The sequence below is a fragment of the Rhodopirellula sp. MGV genome, from assembly GCF_002251265.1.
In the GTDB taxonomy this organism is placed as follows: domain Bacteria; phylum Planctomycetota; class Planctomycetia; order Pirellulales; family Pirellulaceae; genus Stieleria; species Stieleria baltica_A.
The window spans coordinates 124751-148514 of sequence record NZ_NPDI01000038.1 but is presented as its reverse complement, the minus strand read 5'-3'; the positions used below and the strand labels follow the sequence as shown (position 1 = coordinate 148514).

Below are 23764 nucleotides of genomic sequence, written 5' to 3'. Positions count from 1 at the left end.
CGGTCTGGTTAGATGCGTGGAAGGCAATGGTGCCGCTTGCGATAACGAAGCGGTGTTTCGCCAATGTGCTTTTTGAATTGCTGCGTAAACGCACTTTGATCACAGAAGCCAAAGCGGGCCGCGATTTCGCCGACACTGTCGTCGGTATGGATCAACGCGTCACTGGCAGCTTTGATCCGAGTCTTGGCCAAAAACTCTTGCACGTTCAAACCAAACAGCTGCACGAAGCGGCGGTGCAACTGACGTGACGAGATACCCGCGATGTTGGCCAGTTCCGTGACGCCAATTTTTCGGTCCAAGTTTTCGTGAATGAAATTCAGGATATCGTCGACTTCCGAATAGGCCTGGATTTCTTCTTTGGCACCGCTGTAATCACGCACGGTTCCCATCAGTCCGATCACCGAACCGTCGCGTCCGCGGATCGGCAACTTCGTTGTCACAAACCAGTCCAGCAATCGCTGTTCGGTGTACCAGATCTCGACTCGATTGATTAGCGGTCGCCCGGTCCGCATCACCGCTTGGTCGTCACGGACAAATTCATGTGCGAGTTGAGACGGAAAATGGTCGAAATCGGACGTTCCAATGACTTCGTATTCCGAGTTCACACCCAACCGTTTCAGAATCGCCGAGCTGGCGCCCATCATGCGGCTATTGGTGTCTTTGAAGAAAAAGTAAACATCCGGTAGGTACGCGAACAGATCTTGGAATTGCTGTGGGCCTCCCATTTGCTCAAAGAAGGCCGCCTGGAGCGGATGCACCGATGGAGTTGAATTCGTAATCATGGCCAGAAGATAGCGTTTCACACTGCAACGCAGGAAGACGCAGCGTTAGATCTAGCATTATGGTTGCTCAGCCGATCACGGTGTGAAAAAAACCGCATTCGATCGGCGACTGACATTCAGTTTGGCGCGAATCTCCAGGGCTTTCAATTGAGACGGCAAATGCGAAATATTTCGCGTCTGGGTAGCGATGATTCCTAGGACGGAAACGGGCTCAACGTGTAGAATCGTCGGTCCGTCTGGACCCACCTTTGTTCTCTTTCCCACCAAACGAGCCTCCACCGATGCGTCTGTCAGCAGTCTTGAGCGCAGCCTTAATCGCCGTCGTCGGCCTAGTTTCGGCAGGTTTAAAAACCGCCGACCAAACCGGCACCCAGGTCGCGACCTATGCCAACCAACTCCTCAGCCAACTGGACGAGGGGCAAAAGGGCAAAGCCGTGATGGACTACGACAGCGAGAAACGCGTCGAATGGCACTTCATTCCCAAAGCAACTCGCAAAGGTTTGCCGCTTCGTGAAATGAACGAAGCACAACGCGTCGATGCGTTGCGAATGCTCCGCGCGGCACTTAGCGAAGCGGGTTACACCAAAGCGAGCCGAATCATGTTGATGGAAGGCCTGCTACGCGAACTCGAAGGTGCTGATCGTACCTGGGAACGTGACCCACAAAAGTACTTCGTCACGATCTTCGGCACACCTGGCGAAGAAGGCAAATGGGGCTTGAGCTTTGAAGGCCACCACCTGTCGATGAACTTCAGCTTCGAAAATGGCGCGATGGTCGATAGCTCACCACAGTTCTTTGCGGCCAACCCGGCAACGGTCATGAACGAGGTGCCCAACCTGTCAGGCAAACTGTTGCCGGGCAAAGGCACTCGTATTTTGAAAGACGAAGAACAACTCGCGTTCGAATTGATCAACTCACTGGAAGGCGAAACGAAAGACGCGGCGATCATCAGCGACGAAGCTCTTGAAGAGATTCGCTTCGCCGGTGAAGCACAAGCCAAAGTTGGCGAACCCGAAGGCATCGCATTCAAGTCGCTTGACGACGATGCCAAAACACTGCTGGAAAAGCTGGTAATGGTCTACGCCAATACCGTTGCCGATCCGGTTGCCAACGAACGAAAGGCAGCGATCGACGAAGACGGTTGGGACGATGTCCACTTCGCATGGGCCGGTGCGACTGAACCGGGAATCGGACACTACTACCGAATTCGCGGCAAACGTTTCTTGATCGAGTTCGTCAACACGCAACCCGACGCCGCCGGCAACCCTGCCAACCACATTCACTGTGTGTGGCGTGACCTGTCGGGCGACTTCAACCTGGAACCCGCTGCTGCCGAATAATTCGGCAACCTCGTCAAGCGAAATCGCACTGTCGGCTCGTGGGAGTTCAATACTCCTGCGAGCCGTTTTTATTTGATCCCGACGATGTAGCAGATCCAGCTGGGATCGCTATCGGCGGCACCACAGCGGTACCAGCCACCGTCAAGTTCGGGATCCTCTTCGTTTTCGCGTTCCCAATACACCTGGCTTTCACGGAAGCCGGCTTCTTTGAGCATCTCGCGGACTTCTGGGATCGTCCAGAATCGCCAGTGGTACTCGAACGCCCGTTTCAGCTTGCTGCCATCGGGGAACTTGAACGAGATCGAAAACGATGCGTCTGCGGTGATCGGGTTAAATGATTCTTGCGTCCAGTGATACGCGAAACCCTTTTTGCCTCTTTTGATCGTCCGTTTGTCGGTATGCCGCTCGGCATAGCATTCGCCACCGCCCATCATGTCCATCACCATGATGCCGCGTTCGGCGAGGTGAGAGAGGGCAACTTTGAAGTACTCGATCACTTCGGCGCGAGTCTTAAAGATCCAGAACGAAAAATTCTGTGCGGCGAGCACGTCGACTGGATCGGTATTGCCGTCACGGACGTCCTGTTCGAGCAACCGAACGCGTTGTTGCTGTTCGGGTTTTAGCAGCGCCAAGTTATGGTCACGCCCCCACTGAAGCGTTTCGCTGCACAAGTCGACGCCGACAGCGGTGCGGCGCTTGCTGGATTTTGCCCACTCGCAACAAACGGCAAACGTCCCACAAAAGTCTTCGCGCAACGTGAGCGGTTTACGGTTGTACGCCTCGCGATAGGCTTGCTCGAAGAACTCGACTTCGTGGTCAGGCGTTTGAACTGACTTTTGGTACAAGTCGAACTTGTCCGCCTGTTCGGCAGCGGTCAGTTTTTGCGTCGGTTGGCTCTTTCGTTTTGCCACGGCTGTCGGTCACCACAGAAGATGCAATGCGAGGAAACGTCGTATCGGGAGAAGCTTAATCGAAACCGCCGAAAGCGTTGTTGCAGAATAGAACAAAGCCGGTCCGAAATCGAACCGGCTTTGGAGATTCAGCAGTGACAGCGAACGAATTAGCGACGTGCCATGCGGCGTGCGATCGCTTCGGTTGGCAGCGGCATGATTTCCGCAGGGCCACTGGGGTTGAACAACGCGTCGTCACGGGTTTGCAGGTCTTCAGGCTGCTCGTACGTGACCAAGTAAGCGCCGATGATGTCGCCACCTTTTTCGTAAACGGGTGGCCAGAACTCTTCACCTCGGATCGCCAAGGTCTTGGCGAGCAAGCGTGTCGCACGACCGGAGAATCCGCTGAGGACCATGTCCAATCGACCGAGTGCTTCGCGGTAGATGTAGAACACCATTGCGGTGTCTTTGTTCTTACCGCCTGCGAATTCCCAAGTTCCGTCGTCTTTCTCGTAGTAGAAGCCGGGCTCGGGGGCGTCTTCGTTTTTGCTCAAACGGGTACCGGCCGAAGCGCTGTCTGGCTTGGGGTCGGTGTCGCGGTAGCGAAGGAAGAACGGGCAGGATCGGGCTTGTACATCGTCGACGTCGTCTTCGGTGACAAACGGGCTGAACCCGAATACGTCCGAAAACAACAGTTCGACGACCGGGTTACTTTTGATACTGCCGACGCAGATCAAACCACGGTCACCGGTGGCATCAACAAATCCGTCGAAGACTTCTTCCGCACGGCGGCGGACGTCTTGTGGCTCGACCTGACCGGGGCTCCAAACAAGCGTCTGTTGAAAGCGGTCCGGCATTGGGACTTCGCGTTTCTCTTCGCCTGGTTCGGTTTCCTTGTGCTTGGCAACGCCACCCAAGGTCGATACCCCGCTGAGAACTTCACCGACGAGGACAGAGTCACTGGCAACCACCGAAGCGCCTTCGGGTGTCGCGTTAGAATCTGTCGCACGTACGCCGACGATGATTTCGATCTCGTTTCGGCGAGCGATCAGTTCCCAGAAGTTTTCCGGGTTTACAGCAAACAATGCGCCGGGCAATTGCTCGGCGGTCGCGTGGCCTTGATCGATCAAGTAGTCGCACAATCGCGACAGGGCATCCAGCGGGATGTACTTTGCTTCGTTCTTCAACAGCGACGCCACCTGATGGCGGTCCAATCCCGTATGCTCGACGATCGATTTGATCGTTCCGGGACGTTTGCGACGGTCAGGTGTATGGCCCAGCAGCTCAGCTAGCCGAAATGCGTATCTCATTTTCAAATCTGTTTCGAAAAAGGCTCTCGTGAATAGCTTGCCGCGCGTGGTCCGCCTCGATCTACGCACAGCTCTGTCAGTTTCGTCGATCCCCCGACGTCCGACTACCCCACAACAAGCGAGTCAACCAGTATGCAATCACGCCAAGTGAGAGTGTGCCTAGTCCTACAGCGGCCTGCACGGGAACCCGTTTGGCTGTCAGTGTAGCAATCATCAGGGTGCCGAACACGTAAATGATCGGAACCACCGGAAAAGCCCAACGCGGCATTACAGGTGCATCGCGCCGATGAATCACAAACACTACCGCACCACAGAGGGCGGCACACACCGATAGCGTGAATCCGAGGTAGTCTAGTTGCTCGCTTAGTGATGCAATGCCGATGACGAGGCATCCCAGCACCGCCTGGGTGAAAATAGCCGGGCGGAGGCTCGCCCCCACCCCGTCACCTTGCGCGTTTTCCTGCCCCGCCAAGAACCGTGGGAGTAGTCCATCGGATGCCATCTTCTGATAGACTCGAGGTCCGGTTTGCGTCAGCGCCATCACCGAAGTCACCAAGCCAACAAGGATCGCGATCCACACCAACGGTCCAACATAAAGGCCAATCTGAAAGCCCTTGTTCACCAAGTGTTCTCCAATCGCGTTCGCGGCGATCGTCGCAACCTTGGCTTCTCCGGCGACCTGATCGTATCGAGGTGCGAACACAAACACGGTGTTCAACACCAGGTAAATCAAGGTCACAAACACGGTCGCCAGCAGCATCGCCCGAGGGACATCCCTCCGCGGATTTTTTATTTCGCCTGCCATATAAACCGCCGCATTGAAGCCGCTATAGCTAAGCGAAATCCAAGTCAGCGCGTTGGCAAAAACGAACACCTGCGAAATCGACCAAGACTCTGACGGTCGGGCGTCCAGACTGACGTGGCTTACGCCGCCTTGCCAATCGGAAAAGTCGACAAAGGCGATCACCGAAAAGATGCCGATCAAAACGAACTTAAAAACAACGACCGCGTTTTGAATTTTGGTTCCCGAATGAAGTCCGACGCTGTGAACCGCGGCCGCGATTAGGACTAATAAAATTGCGATCGTACGGCTCGGAAAAACTTCAAAGATTTTCCAGTCGGCTTCCCGCAGGTACTCTTCGAACGCCGTCGCGGCGAACGCAAGCGCCCCTGCAAACCCTGCAATCATCGAAACCCAACCAGCCATCATCCCGATCGAAGGATGAATCGCGCGAGCCAAAAACAGATACTCGCCGCCCGATTCGGTGTATCGCCGCACCAAACCGCCATAACAGACCGCACCGCAGATCGCGATGATACCGCCAACCAGCCAAGCCAAGACAACTTGAATCGGCGAACCGAGTGCCGCGAGCGAGAAACCGCTGGTCGTATAAACCCCGCTTCCAATCATGCTGGCGGCTACGATTGCGCCCGCCGAAAAAGCCCCTAAACGATGTTTATGGGCCGCGTTGTCATCGCTGGTCGCTGTGTCACTCGAATTTGGGTCACTTGATTTGGGCGTCCCCGATATTGATTCCGTCACACTAAAATCTCGCTAACCACTCGCCCGCCTTCGACACCTGTTAAACGCTGATCGAGTCCCTTGAACGCATAAGTGAATCGATCCGAATCAATTCCCATCAGGTGCAAGATGGTCGCGTTCAAATCGCGGATATGAACAGGGTCTTGGGTGATGTTGTAACTGAATTCATCGGTCGCCCCATGAACGACGCCGCCTTGGACGCCACCACCGGCGAGCCAAACCGAGAAACATTTCGGATGGTGATCGCGACCATAGGTATCGGCGGTCAGCTTTCCTTGACAATAAATGGTCCGCCCAAACTCGCCGCCCCAGACGACCAAGGTGTCATCCATCATGCCACGCTGACGTAAATCGGTTAACAGCGCCGAGCTGGGCTGATCGACATCATGGCATTGATGCGGAAGGTCTTTGGGTAAATTGTTGTGCTGGTCCCAACCGCGATGAAAGATTTGCGTGAAGCGAACACCGCGTTCGGCCATCCGCCGCGCCATCAAGCAACAATTAGCAAACGTTCCCGGCGTCGTCACTTCGGGACCATAAAGGTCCAAGATGTACTGCGGTTCGTCACTGATGTCGGCCAGATCGGGAACACTGGTTTGCATCCGAAATGCCATTTCGTACTGGGCAATTCGGGCTCGTGTTTCCGGGTCACCGACCGCATCGGCGGTCATCTGGTTCAGACGCGACAGCGAGTCGAGCATCTTGCGGCGGACACTCGAACTGACGCCTTTGGGGTTAGACAAATACAGCACCGGATCGCCGCTGCTTCGCAGCGAAACGCCTTGGTACTTGCTCGGTAAAAATCCGCTTCCCCAAAGTCGGTTGTAAAGCGCCTGAGCTTCTTTGCGACCAGTCCACGACGCCGTCATGACCAAGAACGCGGGCAAGTTTTCGTTTTCGGTGCCCAAGCCATAGCTAAGCCACGACCCTAAGCTCGCTTTTCCCGGAAGCTGGTCGCCAGTGCAGATGTACGTGATTGCGGGATCATGATTGATCGCTTCGGTGTGCATGGACCGGACGATCGCAATGTCGTCGACATGCTTTGCCGTGTGGGGCAGGAGCTCGCTGACCAACGTCCCCGTTTCACCATACGGCGAAAATTTATAAATGCTGGGCGCTATTGGGAACCGCGACTGACCGCTAGTCATCGTCGTCAGACGTTGCCCTTTGCGAACCGATTCGGGAAGGTCTTTGTCAAACCAATCCGCCATCGCGGGTTTGTGATCCCATAAGTCGATCTGACTGGGAGCACCGGACATAAACAGATAGATCGCCCGTTTCGCTTTCGGTTCGTGATGCGGCAAAGCGTTAAGTCCGCCGGCCGATTTCGCTGCGGTTGCCGAGGCTGCGATACCGGTGGAGGCATCGAGTGAGGACAACGCGGCAACGCCGAGTCCCGCTGCGGATCGCGAAAAGAGCGATCGCCGTGTCAGTTCCAGTCGCTGTTGTTGGTCCCAATTCATCATTCGATCTCAGTTGTTGACCACTTCGTCCAGGTTCAACAGCACGCTAGCGATCATCATCCAGGCCGCATGCTCCGGTATTTCAAGCGTTTCAAACCTTTCCTCATCAACGCTCAAAAACGCTTTTGCTGCGTCCGTGTCGTCTTCGTAGGTCGCCCTCAATTCATCCAATAAGCGAGACAGTTCGTCCAATTCGGTATCACTCGCCGGCCGCGACGTGACCGTTTCAAACATCCAAGCCAATCGGCTTCGATCATCGGTCGCTTCGCACTGTCGGATCGTACGAATCGCGATGTATTTCGCGGCCAATAAATATTGATGTTCATTCATCAGCACCAACGCTTGCAACGGCGTATTGGTGCGTTCTCGACGCGCGGTGCACGATTCGCGACTGGGCGCATCGAAGGTCGACATCTGTGGCGGCGGACTGGTGCGTTTCCAAAAGATGTAGACGCTGCGGCGAAGTCGCTTTTCGGGATCTTTGTCCGCTTTAAAATTCGCGGTGTTGCTGCGGGTGTAGGCAACCGCATACCACAACCCATCAGGCTGTGGCGGTTTTACACTCGGTCCGGAAAGCTGTTCGTTCAATAAACCAGCGACAGATAACGCTTGGTCGCGCAGCACTTCGGCATCCAATCGGAAACGCGGTCCGCGTGCCAAGAATCGGTTCTTAGGATCGACCGACAACTGTGCTGGCGAAACCTTGGCGTCACGCCGGAACGCGTCACTCATCACGATTTGCTTGACCAGTCGCTTCAGATCCCAACCGTTGTCTTGGAAATCGACGGCCAGCCAATCGAGCAACGCTTGATGGCTTGGCGGTTCGCCTTGACTGCCAAAGTCTTCGCTGGACTTGACGATCCCGATGCCGAACAGCCATTGCCAAACACGGTTCACGATGACTCGCGAAGCCAACGGTTGCTCTGGCGAGGTCAACCACTTCGCCAATCCCAAACGGTCAGCCGGAATGCCCTCTGGCATCGGCGGCAGGAACTCTGGGACTGCTCGCGGAACTGGTTCACCCGGTTGGTCATATTGTCCACGGATCAACAGGTGAGCTTGCCGGGGCGTTGCGAGTTCTTTCCAAACCAGTGTGACAGGAATTTGTTTCTTGTAGTCCTCTTTGGCCTTTTCCATTCCGCGGACCATGTCTTGCAACGCGGTCCATGCGGGATGTTCGCAAACGACTTTGCGATAGTAAGCACGAATGGATTGTGTTTCTTCGTCAGTCCGTTGATCGGGCGGATGCGAAACGACAGCGGCGATCTGAGGCGGTGCCGGGACCGCGGCCGAACGATAGGCATACGTCAGTTGTGCGGGGCGAGACTGCGTCACCGCCTTCAGATACAGATCGTTTTGTCCTTCTTTCAACTCCAACCGATACGTGTTGGAGAGCGGATCGATTGGCCCGATCGCTTTGGTGATTTGCAAACGCTTGTTGTTCAAATAAACAACATGACCGTCGCTGGTCCCCAGCAACAAGTCGATCGTCTGTGCTTTGGGCGAATCCAATCGTTGATGCAACAAGTGGACTTCCACCGCATCGCTTTCGCTGGGCAACGTATGAACGGCGATAGGCGAAAACTCGGGGCGTTCGATCCAATGGAAATTTTTACCTTGGTAATCAAACGTCTCGGTCGGGTCGAACTGTCGTTGTTCGGAAACGAAGACGCGCGAATATCCCGGTGCGTCGCTTTCGACCGGAAATGGCCCGACCGAGTGAATCGGTCCTAAGGTGATCTGTTCATCACGACTGACCTGTGGTTCGACATCCGACAGCCGAAACTTCATCGCAAAGAACTGATGTGCCGCGTACACCGAGCGAAAGTCCAGCGTCAATCGGAGCTTTCGCGGTCGCATTGCCAATGTCCTTGCAAGGTTTGGCAAAGCGAACTGAACACTGCGTGGGCCGGTGGTTTGGTGACCTGCGACCGCCCAACCCTTGCCGTCACGCTGTCCGTCAATCGCGTGTTTGACTTTGAAATCATCGCCGGATTGTTCGATATCCGCCAATGCATCAGTGACCGAAATCAAATGCCAGTTCCCTGCAACCAACGCCTCCACCGTGAATTCAGTCAGCACCGCATTGCCGTTGCTGGAGATCCCGACTCGATCGGTTTTCGGGTCTGGCAAGACGTCCAAGATGATGGTTTGCCAACGATGGGCTCTGAACGATCGATCGTAGGGAATCTCGATCGTCAGTGTCGCACGCGGTTTGGCAGGCAAGTTCGAATACACCACGCCTGACGAGTCGACAACAACCGCGTTGCCTTTGTCAGCAGACTCGCCGATTTCGTTTGTGGTTTCCCTAGCCGATCTCGGCAGCAACTTTGCTTGATGGCCGATGTGATCCGCGACGGTCGCTGATTCGATCAGGGAGAGTTCCCATTGTCGCTGCGCCGTATCTACTTCGTCGATGTCGCCGGCGAGCTCTTCCCGCAGTTCCTGAATCTGTTGATCGTACTCGGCCAATTGCTGGCGATCTTGATCACTGGGAACTTGGACGACGGGCGGATGATCTTTGTTGTTTCCGTCGAGCGCCTGGCCATCCAAACTGTTGAAGAACGCGCTCAGCGAGTAGTAATCTTTTTGGGTGATCGGGTCAAACTTGTGGTCGTGGCACACTGCGCACTGCGTGGTCAGCCCCAAGAAGATCGTCCCGAACGAATCGGTTCGGTCGATCACATTGCGGGCGAAGACTTCCTCATAAATCGAACCGCCTTCGCTGGTCGTGACGTTCAGCCGGTTGAAACCGCTGGCAATCTGCTGTCCCAACGTCGCGTTGGGAAGCAAGTCACCTGCCAATTGCTCGGTGACGAACTGATCAAACGGCATGTCGGAATTGATCGCGTCGATCACCCAATCGCGATAAGGCCACATCTCGCGATAGTTATCCAGGTGCAAGCCGTGTGTATCGGCGAAACGCACCAAGTCCAACCAGTAGCGGCCGAATTGTTGTCCGAACGCCGGTGAAGCCAACCATTGATCGACGAGTTGTTCATAAACGGCATCACTCGAATTCGGATCACTTGTCGCGACACGCTCGATTTGTTCGCGGGACGGTGGCAGCCCGGTTATCGCTAGGCTAGCGCGGCGCAGCAATGCCCGTGGGGCGGCTTGCGGATTGGGAACCAAACCGGCCGCCTTGATCTTGGCATTGATAAAATGATCGATCGGATTGCCCGCGTCGCTAGGTAGAGCTTGCTTCTGTGGCTTGGTAAACGCCCAGTGATCTTGGACCTCGCCACCTTCGGCAATCCAGCGTTCCAAAATCGAGAGTTGCTCGGCCGACAAAGGCTTGCCAAATTCGGCCGGCGGCATCAGCGAATCGTCTTCGGCATGAATCCGCACGACCAGTTCGCTGTCGTCAGGATCACCAGATGTGATCACCGAGTGGACGCCGTCGGATTGGTCGAGTCTCAAGTCTGCCTTTCGTTCCTGCGCATCGGGTCCGTGGCAAGCGAAGCAATGATCGGACAAGATCGGGCGAACGTCGCGGGAGTAATCCAGCGGCTCGGTCGCCGCATTGTTTTCAGCGGACCGGTTTTCAGCACGCTCCGCCGCCTCGGCGCACGCGTTCAGGTTCAGAGCTGTGAACGCCAGTCCGCAGGCAACGATGAAGGAGCGAGATCGCTGAGCCATGTTCAGGAGTGATGGTCGAAATGGGAAGCGGGTGGCACACGGTTAATTTTAGCTGATCCGCAAGCACCCGTCGCCGAACAAGCGAGAACTATTCAGTTCACTTGGCCGATTGATCCGCCGTCGCCAGCCCTTTGGCAAGTTCGATCAAGTTGCGTGGATTTTGGCCCAAGTCGCCTTTGCCAAGGCGTGATTGGCTATGAGCTTCGACGATGCAGCGGTTTGCCGGAGCGCCGTCGCCAGACGTCGCCCCGACATCCGGCACAATCGTCACGTGGATATCATCGACGAAGCGAAACAGTTTTGTGCGACGCGTCAAATGCAGTCGCCGGCTCCCCCCGCCGTCTGCAGCGGGCACGGTCTCGTCGCCTTCGATTTGCCAATCGGATTTCGAATCGACCCAGGACCGAAGTTTGCCTTCAACCTCCTGAACATCGCCATCGAGCGTTTGTGGTCGTAACCAAGGGTTCTGGGCGTCTGCGGATAATTGGGCGGTGTTTTCGGTCCAGTCGCGGCCCCAATCATCGACACGCCAAGCGATCGCCGCCAGAATGACGATCGTGATCGCCAATGCGGTCCATCCGATCATTTTCATTTTCCGTTGTTCGTTATCGAGCTGTCTTGACGCGATCGCATGTCCAACACCCCATCCTTGTTTGACGCCGAAGAGTCGAATCATTTTGACGCAGCCAAACCGCTGGCCGCCCGCATGCGACCGACGACGCTTGCTGAGTATGTCGGCCAACATCACATCTTAGGCCCAGGAAAACTGCTGCGGCGAATGGTGGACGCGGGCAAACTGGGATCGATCATCCTGTCCGGGCCTCCCGGCACCGGAAAAACCACGTTGGCAAACTTGCTAGCCAGCGAAACGGGCAGCCGATTCCGCACATTGAGCGCCGTCACCGGTGGCGTGAAAGACGTTCGCGAAGCCATGGCGTGGGCGAAGGACTTGGTCGCGACCGGCGAACCGGCACCGGTGCTGTTCATCGACGAAATCCATCGCTTCAGCAAAAGCCAGCAAGACGCGTTGTTGCCTGACGTGGAAGAAGGCATCGTGTCCTTAATCGGGGCCACGACCAGCAATCCGTACTTTGCCGTCAACGGCGCGTTGATCAGTCGCAGCCATGTGTTCCAATTACAAATGCTGTCCGCCGATGAAATCGCCACCTTGATCCGGCGAGCTTTAAACGACGCCACACGCGGCTTGGGAAAGCTGGGTGTGAAGATCGACGACGAGGCGATCGCGTTGTTGGCCAGCGTCTGCGAAGGCGACGCGCGTCGGGCACTCACGTCACTGGAGATCGCTGTGGCGAGCAGCGATACCAAGCCGCCATCGGTGACTACGGAAACGGCCGCCGAATCGATCGGCAAACGCGTCGCCGGTTACGACGGCACCGGCGACGATCACTACGACTTGATCAGCGCGATGATCAAAAGCATCCGCGGCAGTGATCCTGATGCGGCGCTGTACTGGTTGGCACGAATGCTCGAAGGCGGCGAAGACATCCGGTTCCTTTGCCGGCGGTTGGTCATCCTGGCCAGCGAAGACATCGGCAACGCGGACCCCCACGCCCTCCCCCTGGCGGTCGCCTGCATGCAAGGCTGCGAGTTTGTCGGACTTCCCGAAAGCCAACTGCTGCTTTCGCAAACGGCGTCGTACTTAGCACTCGCACCCAAAAGCAACGCGTCAACCGTCGCGATCAGCCAGGCCCGGCGGGACGTCCGCGAGAAAAAATTGCTAGCCGTCCCACAACACCTGATGGATGGGCATTCGACCTCCGCCGCGACACAGGGCCGGGGGGAAGGCTACATCTACAGCCACGATTGCCCGGATGGGATCGCCGCACAAGATTACTTGGGATCCAGCCGGACGTACTATGAACCCGTCGAACGAGGGTTCGAACGCGACCTTCAAAAGAGAAAAGAGTGGGTCCGCCGGAGGCTAAAAGGCGAAGCTTGAGTACCCTATGGGCAAACACGTCCTTCAATAACATTTTCGATCGTCTCGACCGCTAGCCATGCTTCACCGTCTCTTCACACTCGCCATCCTGCTCAGCGTCTCGCTGACCGGACTATCGTCCGTGATGGCAGAAACCCACCTGCGTATCGCGACCTTCAACGTCGCCCTGTACGGCAAGACCGCCAGCGAAATCCACGAGCGACTCTCGGGGAAAGACGATGCCCAGTCGCAAAACATCGCTCGCATCGTGCAAACCGTGCGGCCCGATATCCTGCTGATCAACGAACTGGACTACGACAAAGACTTCGCCGTGGCAAAGCTGCTGGCGAAGAACTACTTCGCCGTCGGACAACCAGGAGTCGACGGTGAAACCCTGCAAGGCATCGAGTACCCGTATCTCTACAGCGCAGCGAGTAATACCGGTATCGACTCCGACATGGACCTGAACCATGACGACAAGCTGCACACCGCCAACGATGCCTTCGGGTATGGCATTTATCCCGGCCAATACTCCATGACGGTTTATAGCCGATACCCAATCCAAACCGATCAACTGCGAACGTTCCAATTGTTCCGCTGGAGCCAAATGCCAGACGCGATTCGCCCAGCCGATCCGGATAGCGGCGATTTCTATTACGACGACGCGACTTGGGAACAACTACGGCTCAGCAGCAAAAACCACATCGACGTTCCCATTCAAGTTGGCGAGGAAACCATTCATGTCCTGGCCAGCCATCCGACGCCGCCGGTGTTCGACGGACGCGAAGACCGCAACGGGGCACGCAATCATGACGAAGTCCAGTTTTGGGTTCACTACTTGGACGCGGATCCCAACGCGACTTGGTTGCAAGATGATCAAGGCAACGCCGGCGGATTGGCATCGGGCGAAAGCTTTGTCGTGATGGGTGACTTGAACGCAGATCCGGTCGACGGCAGCGGCCGACGCGAAGCGATCCAACGTTTGATCAGCCACCCGCGCGTGCATGACGTTCAGCCCAAATCGTCTGACGAAGCAATCGCCGAACGAAAGGAACGCTACAAGGGCAAAGGCGACTTGGCCAGCAAGACTGCCGATTGGGGCCGCAACGGGTACATGCGCGTTGACTTTGTCTTGCCAAGCAGCGATTTGAATGTCGAAACCAGCGGTGTGTTCTGGCCGAACCGCAACGACGAAACCGCGAAGTGGGCCGAAGCAAGCGATCACCGGATGGTTTGGATCGAGGTCAAGCTGCCTTGACCGATGCCCTGTCCGTTCGAAAGCAGCCTGTCTTGCAAAGCCCACGCAAACGCCAACGTGTCTTGCTGATGATCAGCTCGATGCGTGGTGGCGGCAGCGAACGTCAAGTCCTGCTGCTCGCACAGCATCTCTCACGCGAGCATTTCGAACCGCATCTGTATCTGTCCGAAGCCGCCGGGCCATTTCTAAGTCAGGTGCCCAGCGACGTCACGATCCACGCGTACGACGCTGCGGTCGCGAGCAAACCATCCCACACACAAAAGCTGTATTTTCCCGGACGAGCCCTGCGTGATCAGACGCGATTCGTTCGCCAAGTCATCGATGAAAATCAGATCGACGTGGTCTACGATCGTACGTTCCACATGTCTTTGTTAGCGGGAGGCGCTGCCAAAGGCATTCGCCGCGTTTCAACGATTGTCAGCCCGCCGCATTTGGCGCTGCCGTCGGTGGAAAGTCGTTTCGTTTGGCTCAAGCGTCAACGTCTGGCACGATCGTACCGGCGCTCTGATGCTGTCGTCGCGGTCAGCCGTCAAGCCGCTTTGTCCGCCGAGCGATACTATCGACTGAAACCGAGGAGCGTCCAGGTAATACCAAACCCAGTGCGGTTTTCCGCACCCGCACGCGATCTGTCGGATGCTCGCAGTTCGGGCAGGACACGTTTGGTGTGCGTGGGAAGAATGACCAGCGAAAAAGGTCATGCTGATTTGATCGACGCGATGGCCAGCGTGGTCGCGAACTGGCCGGCCGACCAACCGCCTCCAGAGCTTCACCTGGTCGGTGACGGTGTGCTTCGCGGCGAGCTGGAACATCAATCACAACGCTTGCACCTGCAATCCGTTTGCAAGTTTATTGGTGCGGTCGATGACGCGACCGACGCGATCAGTGGTGCCGACGCGTTGATCTTGCCGTCGCGATTCGAAGGGATGCCCAACGTGGTGTTGGAATCGATGGCCTTGGGAACGCCGGTGATTGCGACCAAAGCCGGAGGGACGATCGAATTGCAACACGACCAACCGACGGCATTTTGGGCCGACGTCGCTTCACCAGCATCGTTAGCAGACGCGATCTTGGAATTCGCCCGTCGCCCTGACCTCGCACAGCAACACAGCAAAGCGGCGTGGCAGATGATTCAAACACACCACGACTTGAACCAGACCGTGAAGCGAATCGAGACGCTGCTCGCCGGATAAAAATTGCCCGCGCAAACCGGTGCTGTAAACAAAGTCAAAAGGAATGGCAAAACCAAATGTCGTTCGGCTCTCCGAGCCGAAAACGCAAGTCCAGCTAAACTCTTGTTTTCCGCTCGGAACGTCGAACGACACTAGAACGGCCCATCGGAGGCTCGGTACAAAAACTTGCCAGCCGAGATTCCGGCTTTCTTCGGATTGTCTCGGATGTAGTTTCGCAAATAGTCCAGTTGCTCCGCGTTTCTGACGAGATGATCAAACGGCTCAGGGAACCATAAAACGCCAGTCCTGTCTGTTGATCGATTAATCTGCCTCGCCGAGTAACGCATCCAACCGCCGGGTTGTGTTTTTGCAAGTTCGCTTGTCTGAAAAGAGATCAGGCAATGGACGTGGTTCGGCATGATCACAAAATCGCCAAGCCAATAGCGATCACCGTGAAATTTGGCCAGCGACTTGGCCACTTCACTCGCCGCAATGGGATTCGCGAGCGTGCACTCTCCCAGGCAGTTGTCGAGTGTCGTTTCACGTTGACGAGAGAAGTGCTTGTCGAATCTCTGCTGATCTTCGAGTGACAGTTTCTGATAGCCAGCTTTCCAATCTCGATCCACATCGACACCCTGTCGACGTAGAAAGTCGAGTCGTTCTCGAAACCAACGCTGGATCACTGAAGCGGGGATCGAATCGTTCAATCGCATGGTCAGGAAACAGATCGCAGCGGGTTGATGCCAATGGGGGCGAGTGCGATTCCAGGTGTCGAAATCGCCTTTCGGATCAAACAGCTCACCAACGAGTCCGTCCATAATGACAACTATGTCTTGGGCACAACGAATATCGGAAAGTGGAACTAAATTCTACACTCCAGGAAGCGCAATCAGCTCGGAGAGCTGAGCGACATTGTCGCTCGGTTCTCCGAACCGAAAGCGCATCAAGCTACAACGTCGTCCAGTTGTTTCCACATTACCTGAAACTGAATTAGCTGTGTGGAGCGCAATCAGCTCGAAGAGCTGAGCGACAATGTCGCTCGGTTCTCCGAACCGAAGGCGCATCAAGCTACAACGTCACCCAATCATTTCCACGTTGCCTGAAGCAGGTTCATTCAGCGGCGGCAGGTTTGACTCCGGAGGAATCCGCGTCGGTAGCTCGGGGTGGCAGCCCCGAGATTGCGACGCGAACAACAGACTCGCCCCGGAGGGGCCGGCGGTGCAAATTCCTCATCTCGAAATCAAGCCCGCTGGTCATTGCTGCGGACGCCTTCGGGATCAACTTCGGCGTTATCGGAAAGCTTGTCGGGTTATCACTCTCAGAGGTCAAATCCACTCTTTGCCAAAGGAGTAGTCCTTCCCGGAAACAGGACCCTCACCGGCGAGCCAAACGCGACGAACACACCACTGCTGTACATGGACTACACAAACATCACCTGAACCGAGTTCTTCACATCGCTGAACACGATCTCCTGCAAAGGTGGTCAATCGACCAAACGAGCGGCCCGATTCAAGCGTTTGATGAGTGGCAACATCTACTATTAGTGTTCGATTAGTGAAGATTAGTGGTTGGGAATTTGGAACACTGATCTGTACTAATAGAACACTAATCAGAGCGGGCAGCTGCAGTTCTTTCCATTCGGCGGATTGGAATTCAGGAGTGCTCGTTGGTGGCGGGACGCGAATCGTGTGTCCAACACTTCGAGTGATGTCACGTGCGTCTTGCTAAACTCGCCAAGGGCGTCGAGGGGGTTGATGCGACTCGATCGCGAATGCGTTGAGGGCGACTCTGCTTCTACGACGAGAATCTGTTGGTCTACAGATTCGTCATCCAGGCTGCTTTGTAACGCAGGCCTAGATTCAAGATGCGTTGTAGTAGCGCGTCGTATGTGATTCCGCCACGCTCGGCGGACTCGGCGAAGTCTTCGCCGTATTCGATGTTTGGATTCGCGTTGGCTTCCAAGACATAGACTTCGCCCGAGTCGGTCAGCCGTAAGTCCATTCGCGCGTAACCGCTCAGGTTCAACGCGCGGTAGACACGTTTGCAGATCTTGGCGAGCTTTTCGCCGGCGTCACCGCGCAGGTCTTCGGCTTCGTGCGTCGTGATGCCGTGTTTCTCCTGGTACTTGCGATTCCATTTGACTTGGCTGGTCGCGATCCGCGCGGTGTCGTCGGGCATTTTGCCGAAGTCCATTTCCCAGGCAGGAAACGTTTGCAGCCGTTGGTTGCCGATCACGCCGACATAGATTTCGCGGCCTTCGATGTACTGTTCGACCATGGCATCGTCACCGGCGTGTTCGTGGACGAAGCTGACACGTTCGACCAGTTGCTCGTCGTTGCGAACGATGGACGCTTGGCTGATCCCGAACGAAGCGTCTTCGGTGACCGATTTGACGAACAGCGGGAACTCAAGCTTCTTGGGCCGATGTACCGTACGTCCGACCGGGAACACGGCGAAGCGTGGGGTCGGGATGCGATGATACGTCAGGATTTTTTTGCTGAGCGCCTTGTCTTTGCTCAGCAGCAGCCCGCGCGGGTTGCAACCGGTGTAAGGCTGCTGCATCAGTTCCAGATAACTGATGATCGCAAAGTCATAGGTCACGACGCCGTGGAATTCTTCCAACAGCATGAACGTGAGATGCGGTTGGAATTCGGTTAATGCGTCACGGATTGGCGCCAAATCGTCGTACACGCCAACGGGCAACACGTCGTGGCCGAGATGTCGTAGCGTGTCGCAGACATCGAACTCAGCTTTCCAGGCGTCAAGCTCTTTGTCGGTGACGCCGTCGAGCGTCATTGGAGGAACATGACCGGCGCGGACCAGCACCAACACACGCAGTTTGTTCACATCATCACCCGTCTATGGCCCGAATTGAGATAATTGCTCGTTCGCAGGGCCACCAAAATCATCGCGTCTCGCTTACAAACCTCAGCGCTGGTCCCCAACCTCAGATTTAATTCTCGGCAGCGCTCGATCATTTCCTGCAGCACTTGATCGATCATATACGAGTTTGCACCGGTCCAATTCGCGACGACCCGTCGGATCTCCCCACGCCATCGTGACAGTAACGCCGCGGCGGTCGGATTACGACGGTGGGAGCGGTCGCAGGAAAAAAGTTTGCGAAGATCTTTGTCGTAAACATTCGGATAATCCATCCCATAATGCTCACGTTTCCTACGGTAATGCGTTCGCAGGGTCCGGCGAATTTGGCTGACCGGGTCGAGCGTCTGTTTGGACTGAACCGTGGGCGTCTTGCCGGCGACGCTGCTCATGAACTCGTCAACGTATTCCAGTTTTTTAAGAGCCGGCCAATTTCGGTAGCGCGTTTTCCAGCGGCTTTTCTTTGGCAACCAAACCGCGAACGTCTCGGCAAAGTCCTCCAGCGGATGCGCCTGGGCGTACCACATTTCCAGATGCAGGACGTAGTCGCGTGTTTGTGGATTCGGCTTGTAGAACTCGCGATAGGGTTCGGAGGACTTTCCGAACAGCTCGCGATAACGCGCTTTGCGGCGGATTTGAAATGCGGTGTCGATCGCGTGGCCGGCTTCGTGACGAAGAATTTTCATGCACCACTGCTTGGTGCCGCCTTCGACTTCCAGTAACTGTTTTCGCTCCAATCGGCACAATCGCGGGTGGGCCAGATAGAACGGAATCGCGATCCCCGGTATACCATCAGGCGAGAACCAGTCTTCGCTCAGCCAGAAATGCGGTCGAAACTTCAATCCTCGATCAGCCAGCTCTCGATTCAACTGATCGATGCGGGCTTCCAAGATTGTGTCTCGGATCGATAGTTTCAGATCACAGATTCGCATGTCCAACAATTCTTCGTCGGTCATCGAAGCTAGATCCGGCACACTCCCACCCATATCTCTCCACAACTTACTGCGACAGTCGTTGAACCCACTGACTCAACGATAGGTCACCATACTCCGTTGGCGAGTCTAACAATCTCCCGGCATCAAAACAAACTCGCGTGAACGAGACAACCTCTATCGATGTTCGATCGCAGACCGTCTGCGGCAAACTGACTGGCACAGGCCGATCGGCGATCGCCGTCGTCGCACTCGCCGGCCCTTCGGCGGAACAATACCTGAGCGAGTGTTTTCGAACCAATCATCCGCGGCCATTGCTGCATGGTGACGTGCGTTACGGGACTTGGTCGCGATCGGATGAAAACGCCGGCGAGTCGGTCGTTGTGATCCCCCTGGATGCCGATCGTTTTGAAATTCACAGCCACGGTGGCAGTGCCGCGGCCAAGCGGATCATCCAGGATTTACGGGATTTGGGAGCCGTCGAGACCTCGCCCCATCAAATCCGATTGTTCGAATCGATTCCGACCGAAGATCGATGGGTCGCCGAAGCCACTCAAGCCCTCGCCGCTTGTGTGACGGCAAAAACCGCAGCGATTGTGCTGGACCAAATCCGCGGCGCGTTGGTCGGATGGCGTGACCAGAAACGTCGGGCCGTCGCCGAATCGAAGGGTGGATCTGCTGACGAAACGCTGTGTCGATCGATCACGCGAGAAGCAGCACAAATCGCTGCCGCCGGCAAGATCGGCACCCGACTCGCCCGTGCCTTCGACGTCGTTCTGTGCGGGCCACCGAACGTCGGTAAAAGCAGTTTGATCAACGCGATGGTGGGGTACGACCGCAGCATCACGATGGATGTCGCAGGCACGACGCGCGACGTGCTAGATGCCGAAACGGTGTTCGACGGATGGCCAGTCCGGTTGCGAGACACCGCCGGATTGCACCAAGCGGGCAACGAAATCGAACGTCAAGGCATCGAACGCGCGCTCGATGCGGTCAAGCACGCTGACCTGTTGGTGCTGGTGCATCAGCCCAATTCGCCGCCGCTGGATCCGTTTTTTCAGCAGGTCCTGGCCGAGATCGAAACGGCCCCGCCGCTGATCAAAGTGCTCAACAAAGCTGATTTGGCAACCGACGCGAACGGTGACACCCGCTTCGACCAAAGTGTCGGGGCCATCCGCACAATCGCGACCGACAACCAGGGCGTCAACGAACTCGTCACCGGGATTCTGAAACGTCTGACCGCGACGATGACCGGACCGGGCACGCCGGTCCCGATCAACCAACGACAATTGGACTGGATCGAGCGAGTCGCCGGCGCGACAACGCTCGAGCAACTACATGACCGACTTTGCGCAGACTGATCAGACGTCGAAATTCGTCAGCTTTCGGATCGTCGGCAAAGCTTCTTCCGCCCAAGTCTTGTAGTCGTGCCATTGGCCTTGCTCGAAAATAAAGGTCTGCCCCGATTCGCGGTCGACGTGAATCGCCAGCGGCTTCGCAAACCGGCTTTTCAGAATCTCTTGGGCGTCCTGGTCGTGCCCGTGAGCCAAGATGGCGAGTGAGAACAGAAAATTCGATTCTGAATGCGACTGTGTCAATTCGCTTGGCTGATCCAAGAACGCCGAGAAGGACAGGAACGTGGTGCGCCGAGTGAAAAGTTCTTCCGGCGATTCCTGCGGCCACGCTTCCAGAATTTGTCGTCGGGCTTCTTCCAACGGCATCAACGGACGCGATGACTTGTGATCGGATCGGGCCAATCGGTACTCCGCCGATGCGAGGTGTGGTTCGGATGTTGCCAAGATCGATTGCTGGTTCAGCACCGCGATAAACAACAGGACCGAGACGACCAACGGAATGACTAAAAAGCGGTTCATGTAAGGACCTCTAATTGAGAACTTGAAGGAACAGGACGAACTGGAAAGGCAACACGCAAGCCGGATTCGGCAACCCAAACGCTGGCCAGCAGGCTCAGCCAAACCGACGCGATGTAGTTCTCACGCGCCGTGACGGCGGGGATGCCATAAGCGATCGCCAACTGAATCAAGCGAAACCACACCGCCCCGAGCGATAGCGAATACGAACGGATCATCCAGCGAGCATGGTCGGCGAGGTCGCGGTTAACGGTCGCGCGATAGCCAAGCCACGTGGTGATCCACCACAGGACGCCGGTGATCGCAAACCCGACCGCCGCGTACGGTCCGCCTTTGGAAACCGGGCTGAGGATTAATCCGGTGGGCGCCGCGACCCATAGAATCGAATTCAGGTGCGCGTAACCCAGCCATCGATGCAGCTTTCGAAACCGAATCAGCCTCCGCACCATCAGCATTGGGCCGGTCAACAGACACACCGTCGCCGAGGTGATGTGTAGATAAAATGCCGTTCGCCACAGCGGTTGGTGACGCAGGTCGCCTTTTTCGATCAGGAACGTCGGCGTTCGGTCATCACGAAAATACGCCAACAGACTGACTGCAATCGCAACCGACCCCAGTACAAAGACGAGGCTCCACAGGGCTCGGAAACGCAACGACGAAAACACCAGCATTGCTCAGCCTTGGTGTGCGGCGGCGGACGATCAAAGACAACCGACGCAGTATTGCTTGAGACCGTTTGGCAATCGTCAGAACATTGTCAAATCCGAGTCAAAGGTCTTTGCCGTGAAACTGGTCTTTTGCTGGCGGGACGATTTCGCCTATGTTTCACGCGTGAAAAACCGTAAGGAAACGTAACCCGTTGGTAGAACACTTTCCCATGGAAGGGAGAAATTCGATGGACGATCGCTGGCGCACGCAACACGACGCGGTTCCGTGGCAACAGCACGCCCCGTACGGCGAGCCACCGCGCCCTGCTCGTGACCCCAACGCGGCCGCGATCTATCACCAACTGGCACAAGCAAACGCCGAAATTGCCCGATTGCGTGGCATCGTCGCCTCCACCCAATCCGACGCCGATCGACGCTTCGCCCACCTGCAGCACCAAGTGCTATCGCGTTCAAACGCAGAAAAAGCCGACTTGATTGCCAAGCTAAACGAATTGCAATCAAAGAATCGCGAGCTTCAACAATCGCACCAAGCCGAACGCGATCACCGGATTTCGCGAGAGAATGACCTGGCTGGCGAAGTCGACTCGCTAAAAAAAGAACTGGCCAACATGGCCTCCGCCGCGCTCGCCGAACAGCAAACGCTTCGCGACCATCACGCGCTACAAAGCCAGCGTCATCAAGCGTTGTTGGCAGAACGCGATCAGCAAATCCATCACCAAGAACGTTTGGTCAAGGATGTCGAATCGCGTGCGGTCGCCTTTCGCCAACAGCTTGAGTCTGCCGATCAGCGTCGCGCCGCGTGGGAGTCTGCTCACGAAAGCTCCGTCGACCTCGCCGACTGGTTGGTGCAACAATGCCAAAAGCTCTCGCGTGATTTGTCGTCCTCTGAGAACGCGTATGACCAATTGCATGACGAAGCGATGCGATTGCTGCAGCAACGCGACAACCGACTGAGAAAGCTCAGCGATACGGTATCGGTTCTACAAACGGATCACGAAGCCGTCGAACTAGCCAACGCTGACCTAGACCATCTCAATGATCGGCTTCAGTGCGAACTTGACGAACTGACCAAAGAGTTCGACAACGTCCAAGTGGGCGCTAAACGCGAACAACAGCAGCTCGTCCAAGCGACGCAATCAGTCAGCGATCAGTTGGCCCGCACAAACCTGAAACTCGAATCGCTGTCGCGTGAGAAGCAAGCGTTGCTCGAAGCGATCGAACAACGTCGCGACATCGAAGACCAATTCGACGCATCGCTGTTTGCCAAAGAACAAGAAATCAGTGCCAGCAAGCGTGCGGCCGACGACGCCCGACGACAACTTGATCAACTCCGCCGCGAACATGCGGTCTCGGTCGGCCAAAACGATCAATTACGCAGCCAAGTCCGCGAACAGGACAAAGAACTCGCAGAGTTGAAACAAAGGTTGGATGACGCGAACGAGCAGCTTGACCAAGCGGTCGAATTGGCCGACCAGCGTGACCAACAGTTCCGCCAGCTGCAAACCGCAACGCGTGCCGCCGAAGCCAACGCGACGCTTCAGCAACACGAAACCGCTCGCGAATATGCGATGGAAATTGATCGTCTGGAAAGTCTGATCGAAAAATACGAGTGTGAAAGCCGTGCGGCGGCGCATGACAAGGATACGGTCGTCACTGCCGTTGCGGATTCCGTTGTGATTGATGAGCGACAAATCGCAGAACGCGTCCGCAGCGAAACGTCACGTTTGGAACAAGATCTGATCGCGACGCGCGAACGTTACCATCATGCAAATCTGATCGAACAACGCCGCCGTGAATCACTGGAAGAACAATTGCAGCGCTACATCGCTGACAACAGTTCGTTGACGATCCGTCTGCGAGAAGCTGACATCGAACGCCAGCAGTTGCAGTTTCGTCTTAAAACGTTCGACGGCTTTGAGAAACCCGTCGCCGAAGCAAAACGACTCAGTCGCGAACTGGCCCGTCATCAAGCTGAATCGGCAGCCGAACGTGAAGCCCTTTACGATCGCATCGAAGCCTTGCATCAGGCAAGGGCTCGAATCGCTGCCTAGCGACCTGTTGATTTTCAGGTTTGTAC

At 56.1% G+C, this 23764-nt stretch carries 18 protein-coding genes; 6 read left to right on the top strand and 12 right to left on the bottom strand.

The window, feature by feature from the left end:
• Nucleotides 1-8: 8 nt before the first annotated feature.
• A complete protein-coding gene (locus CGZ80_RS13295; RefSeq protein WP_233148406.1) occupies nucleotides 9-782 on the bottom strand; it encodes an AraC family transcriptional regulator in 774 nt (257 codons plus the stop codon).
• Nucleotides 783-1063: 281 nt separating this feature from the next.
• On the opposite strand from CGZ80_RS13295, the gene CGZ80_RS13290 reads away from it, so the two are divergent.
• Complete coding sequence (locus CGZ80_RS13290; protein ID WP_094415109.1) at nucleotides 1064-2122, top strand: DUF3500 domain-containing protein; 1059 nt, start codon at nucleotides 1064-1066, stop codon at nucleotides 2120-2122.
• A gap of 68 nt (nucleotides 2123-2190) precedes the next feature.
• On the opposite strand, the gene CGZ80_RS13285 is transcribed toward CGZ80_RS13290, so the two are convergent.
• From CGZ80_RS13285 to CGZ80_RS13260, 6 genes are all read right to left on the bottom strand, one after another.
• Nucleotides 2191-3033, bottom strand: a complete 843-nt coding sequence (locus CGZ80_RS13285; protein ID WP_094415107.1) for a hypothetical protein — start codon at nucleotides 3031-3033, stop codon at nucleotides 2191-2193.
• Between the two features lie 149 nt (nucleotides 3034-3182).
• The gene (locus CGZ80_RS13280; RefSeq protein ID WP_094415105.1) at nucleotides 3183-4322 is read right to left on the bottom strand and encodes a helix-turn-helix domain-containing protein; all 1140 of its coding nucleotides are present in this window, start codon (nucleotides 4320-4322) and stop codon (nucleotides 3183-3185) included.
• Nucleotides 4323-4398: 76 nt separating this feature from the next.
• Nucleotides 4399-5865, bottom strand: a complete 1467-nt coding sequence (locus tag CGZ80_RS13275; RefSeq protein ID WP_094415104.1) for an APC family permease — start codon at nucleotides 5863-5865, stop codon at nucleotides 4399-4401.
• Nucleotides 5862-7328, bottom strand: coding sequence for a DUF1501 domain-containing protein (locus tag CGZ80_RS13270; protein ID WP_409994547.1), 1467 nt, complete (start codon nucleotides 7326-7328; stop codon nucleotides 5862-5864). Before CGZ80_RS13270 ends, CGZ80_RS13275 begins: the two co-directional genes overlap by 4 nt.
• Nucleotides 7329-7337: 9 nt before the next feature.
• Entirely contained in the window at nucleotides 7338-10970 is a 3633-nt protein-coding gene (locus CGZ80_RS13265; RefSeq protein ID WP_094415100.1) for a PSD1 and planctomycete cytochrome C domain-containing protein, read from the bottom strand.
• A 97-nt stretch (nucleotides 10971-11067) separates the two neighbouring features.
• Nucleotides 11068-11562, bottom strand: a complete 495-nt coding sequence (locus tag CGZ80_RS13260; RefSeq protein ID WP_233148405.1) for a DUF1499 domain-containing protein — start codon at nucleotides 11560-11562, stop codon at nucleotides 11068-11070.
• Nucleotides 11563-11601: 39 nt separating this feature from the next.
• Here CGZ80_RS13260 and CGZ80_RS13255 point away from each other — a divergent pair, with 39 nt between their 5' ends.
• From CGZ80_RS13255 to CGZ80_RS13245, 3 genes are read left to right on the top strand one after another with little or no spacing between them, the layout of a single operon-like run.
• Nucleotides 11602-12930, top strand: coding sequence for a replication-associated recombination protein A (locus CGZ80_RS13255; protein ID WP_094415099.1), 1329 nt, complete (start codon nucleotides 11602-11604; stop codon nucleotides 12928-12930).
• 58 nt (nucleotides 12931-12988) lie between these two features.
• Entirely contained in the window at nucleotides 12989-14167 is a 1179-nt protein-coding gene (locus tag CGZ80_RS13250) for an endonuclease/exonuclease/phosphatase family protein (RefSeq protein ID WP_233148404.1), read from the top strand.
• Nucleotides 14164-15357, top strand: coding sequence for a glycosyltransferase (locus tag CGZ80_RS13245; protein WP_233148403.1), 1194 nt, complete (start codon nucleotides 14164-14166; stop codon nucleotides 15355-15357). Before CGZ80_RS13250 ends, CGZ80_RS13245 begins: the two co-directional genes overlap by 4 nt.
• Nucleotides 15358-15488: 131 nt before the next feature.
• On the opposite strand, the gene CGZ80_RS13240 is transcribed toward CGZ80_RS13245, so the two are convergent.
• From CGZ80_RS13240 to CGZ80_RS13225, 3 genes are all read right to left on the bottom strand, one after another.
• Entirely contained in the window at nucleotides 15489-16154 is a 666-nt protein-coding gene (locus tag CGZ80_RS13240; RefSeq protein WP_094415097.1) for a transposase, read from the bottom strand.
• Between the two features lie 997 nt (nucleotides 16155-17151).
• The gene (locus CGZ80_RS13230; RefSeq protein ID WP_094415093.1) at nucleotides 17152-18183 is read right to left on the bottom strand and encodes an ATP-grasp domain-containing protein; all 1032 of its coding nucleotides are present in this window, start codon (nucleotides 18181-18183) and stop codon (nucleotides 17152-17154) included.
• Complete coding sequence (locus tag CGZ80_RS13225; protein WP_233148402.1) at nucleotides 18180-19172, bottom strand: putative zinc-binding metallopeptidase; 993 nt, start codon at nucleotides 19170-19172, stop codon at nucleotides 18180-18182. Before CGZ80_RS13225 ends, CGZ80_RS13230 begins: the two co-directional genes overlap by 4 nt.
• Nucleotides 19173-19309: 137 nt before the next feature.
• Between CGZ80_RS13225 and CGZ80_RS13220 the strand changes: the two genes are divergently transcribed.
• Nucleotides 19310-20509, top strand: coding sequence for a GTPase (locus tag CGZ80_RS13220; RefSeq protein WP_094415089.1), 1200 nt, complete (start codon nucleotides 19310-19312; stop codon nucleotides 20507-20509).
• Here CGZ80_RS13220 and CGZ80_RS13215 read toward each other — a convergent pair whose 3' ends face one another.
• Together CGZ80_RS13215 and CGZ80_RS13210 are read right to left on the bottom strand one after the other, a co-directional pair.
• Nucleotides 20510-21022, bottom strand: coding sequence for a hypothetical protein (locus tag CGZ80_RS13215; protein WP_094415087.1), 513 nt, complete (start codon nucleotides 21020-21022; stop codon nucleotides 20510-20512). It lies immediately after the preceding gene.
• Nucleotides 21019-21690: a DUF2306 domain-containing protein gene (locus CGZ80_RS13210; RefSeq protein WP_094415085.1), complete on the bottom strand. Its 672-nt coding sequence runs from the start codon at nucleotides 21688-21690 to the stop codon at nucleotides 21019-21021. The genes CGZ80_RS13215 and CGZ80_RS13210 overlap by 4 nt, the downstream gene beginning before the upstream one ends.
• Before the next feature lie 224 nt (nucleotides 21691-21914).
• Here CGZ80_RS13210 and CGZ80_RS13205 point away from each other — a divergent pair, with 224 nt between their 5' ends.
• Nucleotides 21915-23738, top strand: a complete 1824-nt coding sequence (locus CGZ80_RS13205) for a hypothetical protein (protein ID WP_094415083.1) — start codon at nucleotides 21915-21917, stop codon at nucleotides 23736-23738.
• Nucleotides 23739-23764: the final 26 nt, after the last annotated feature.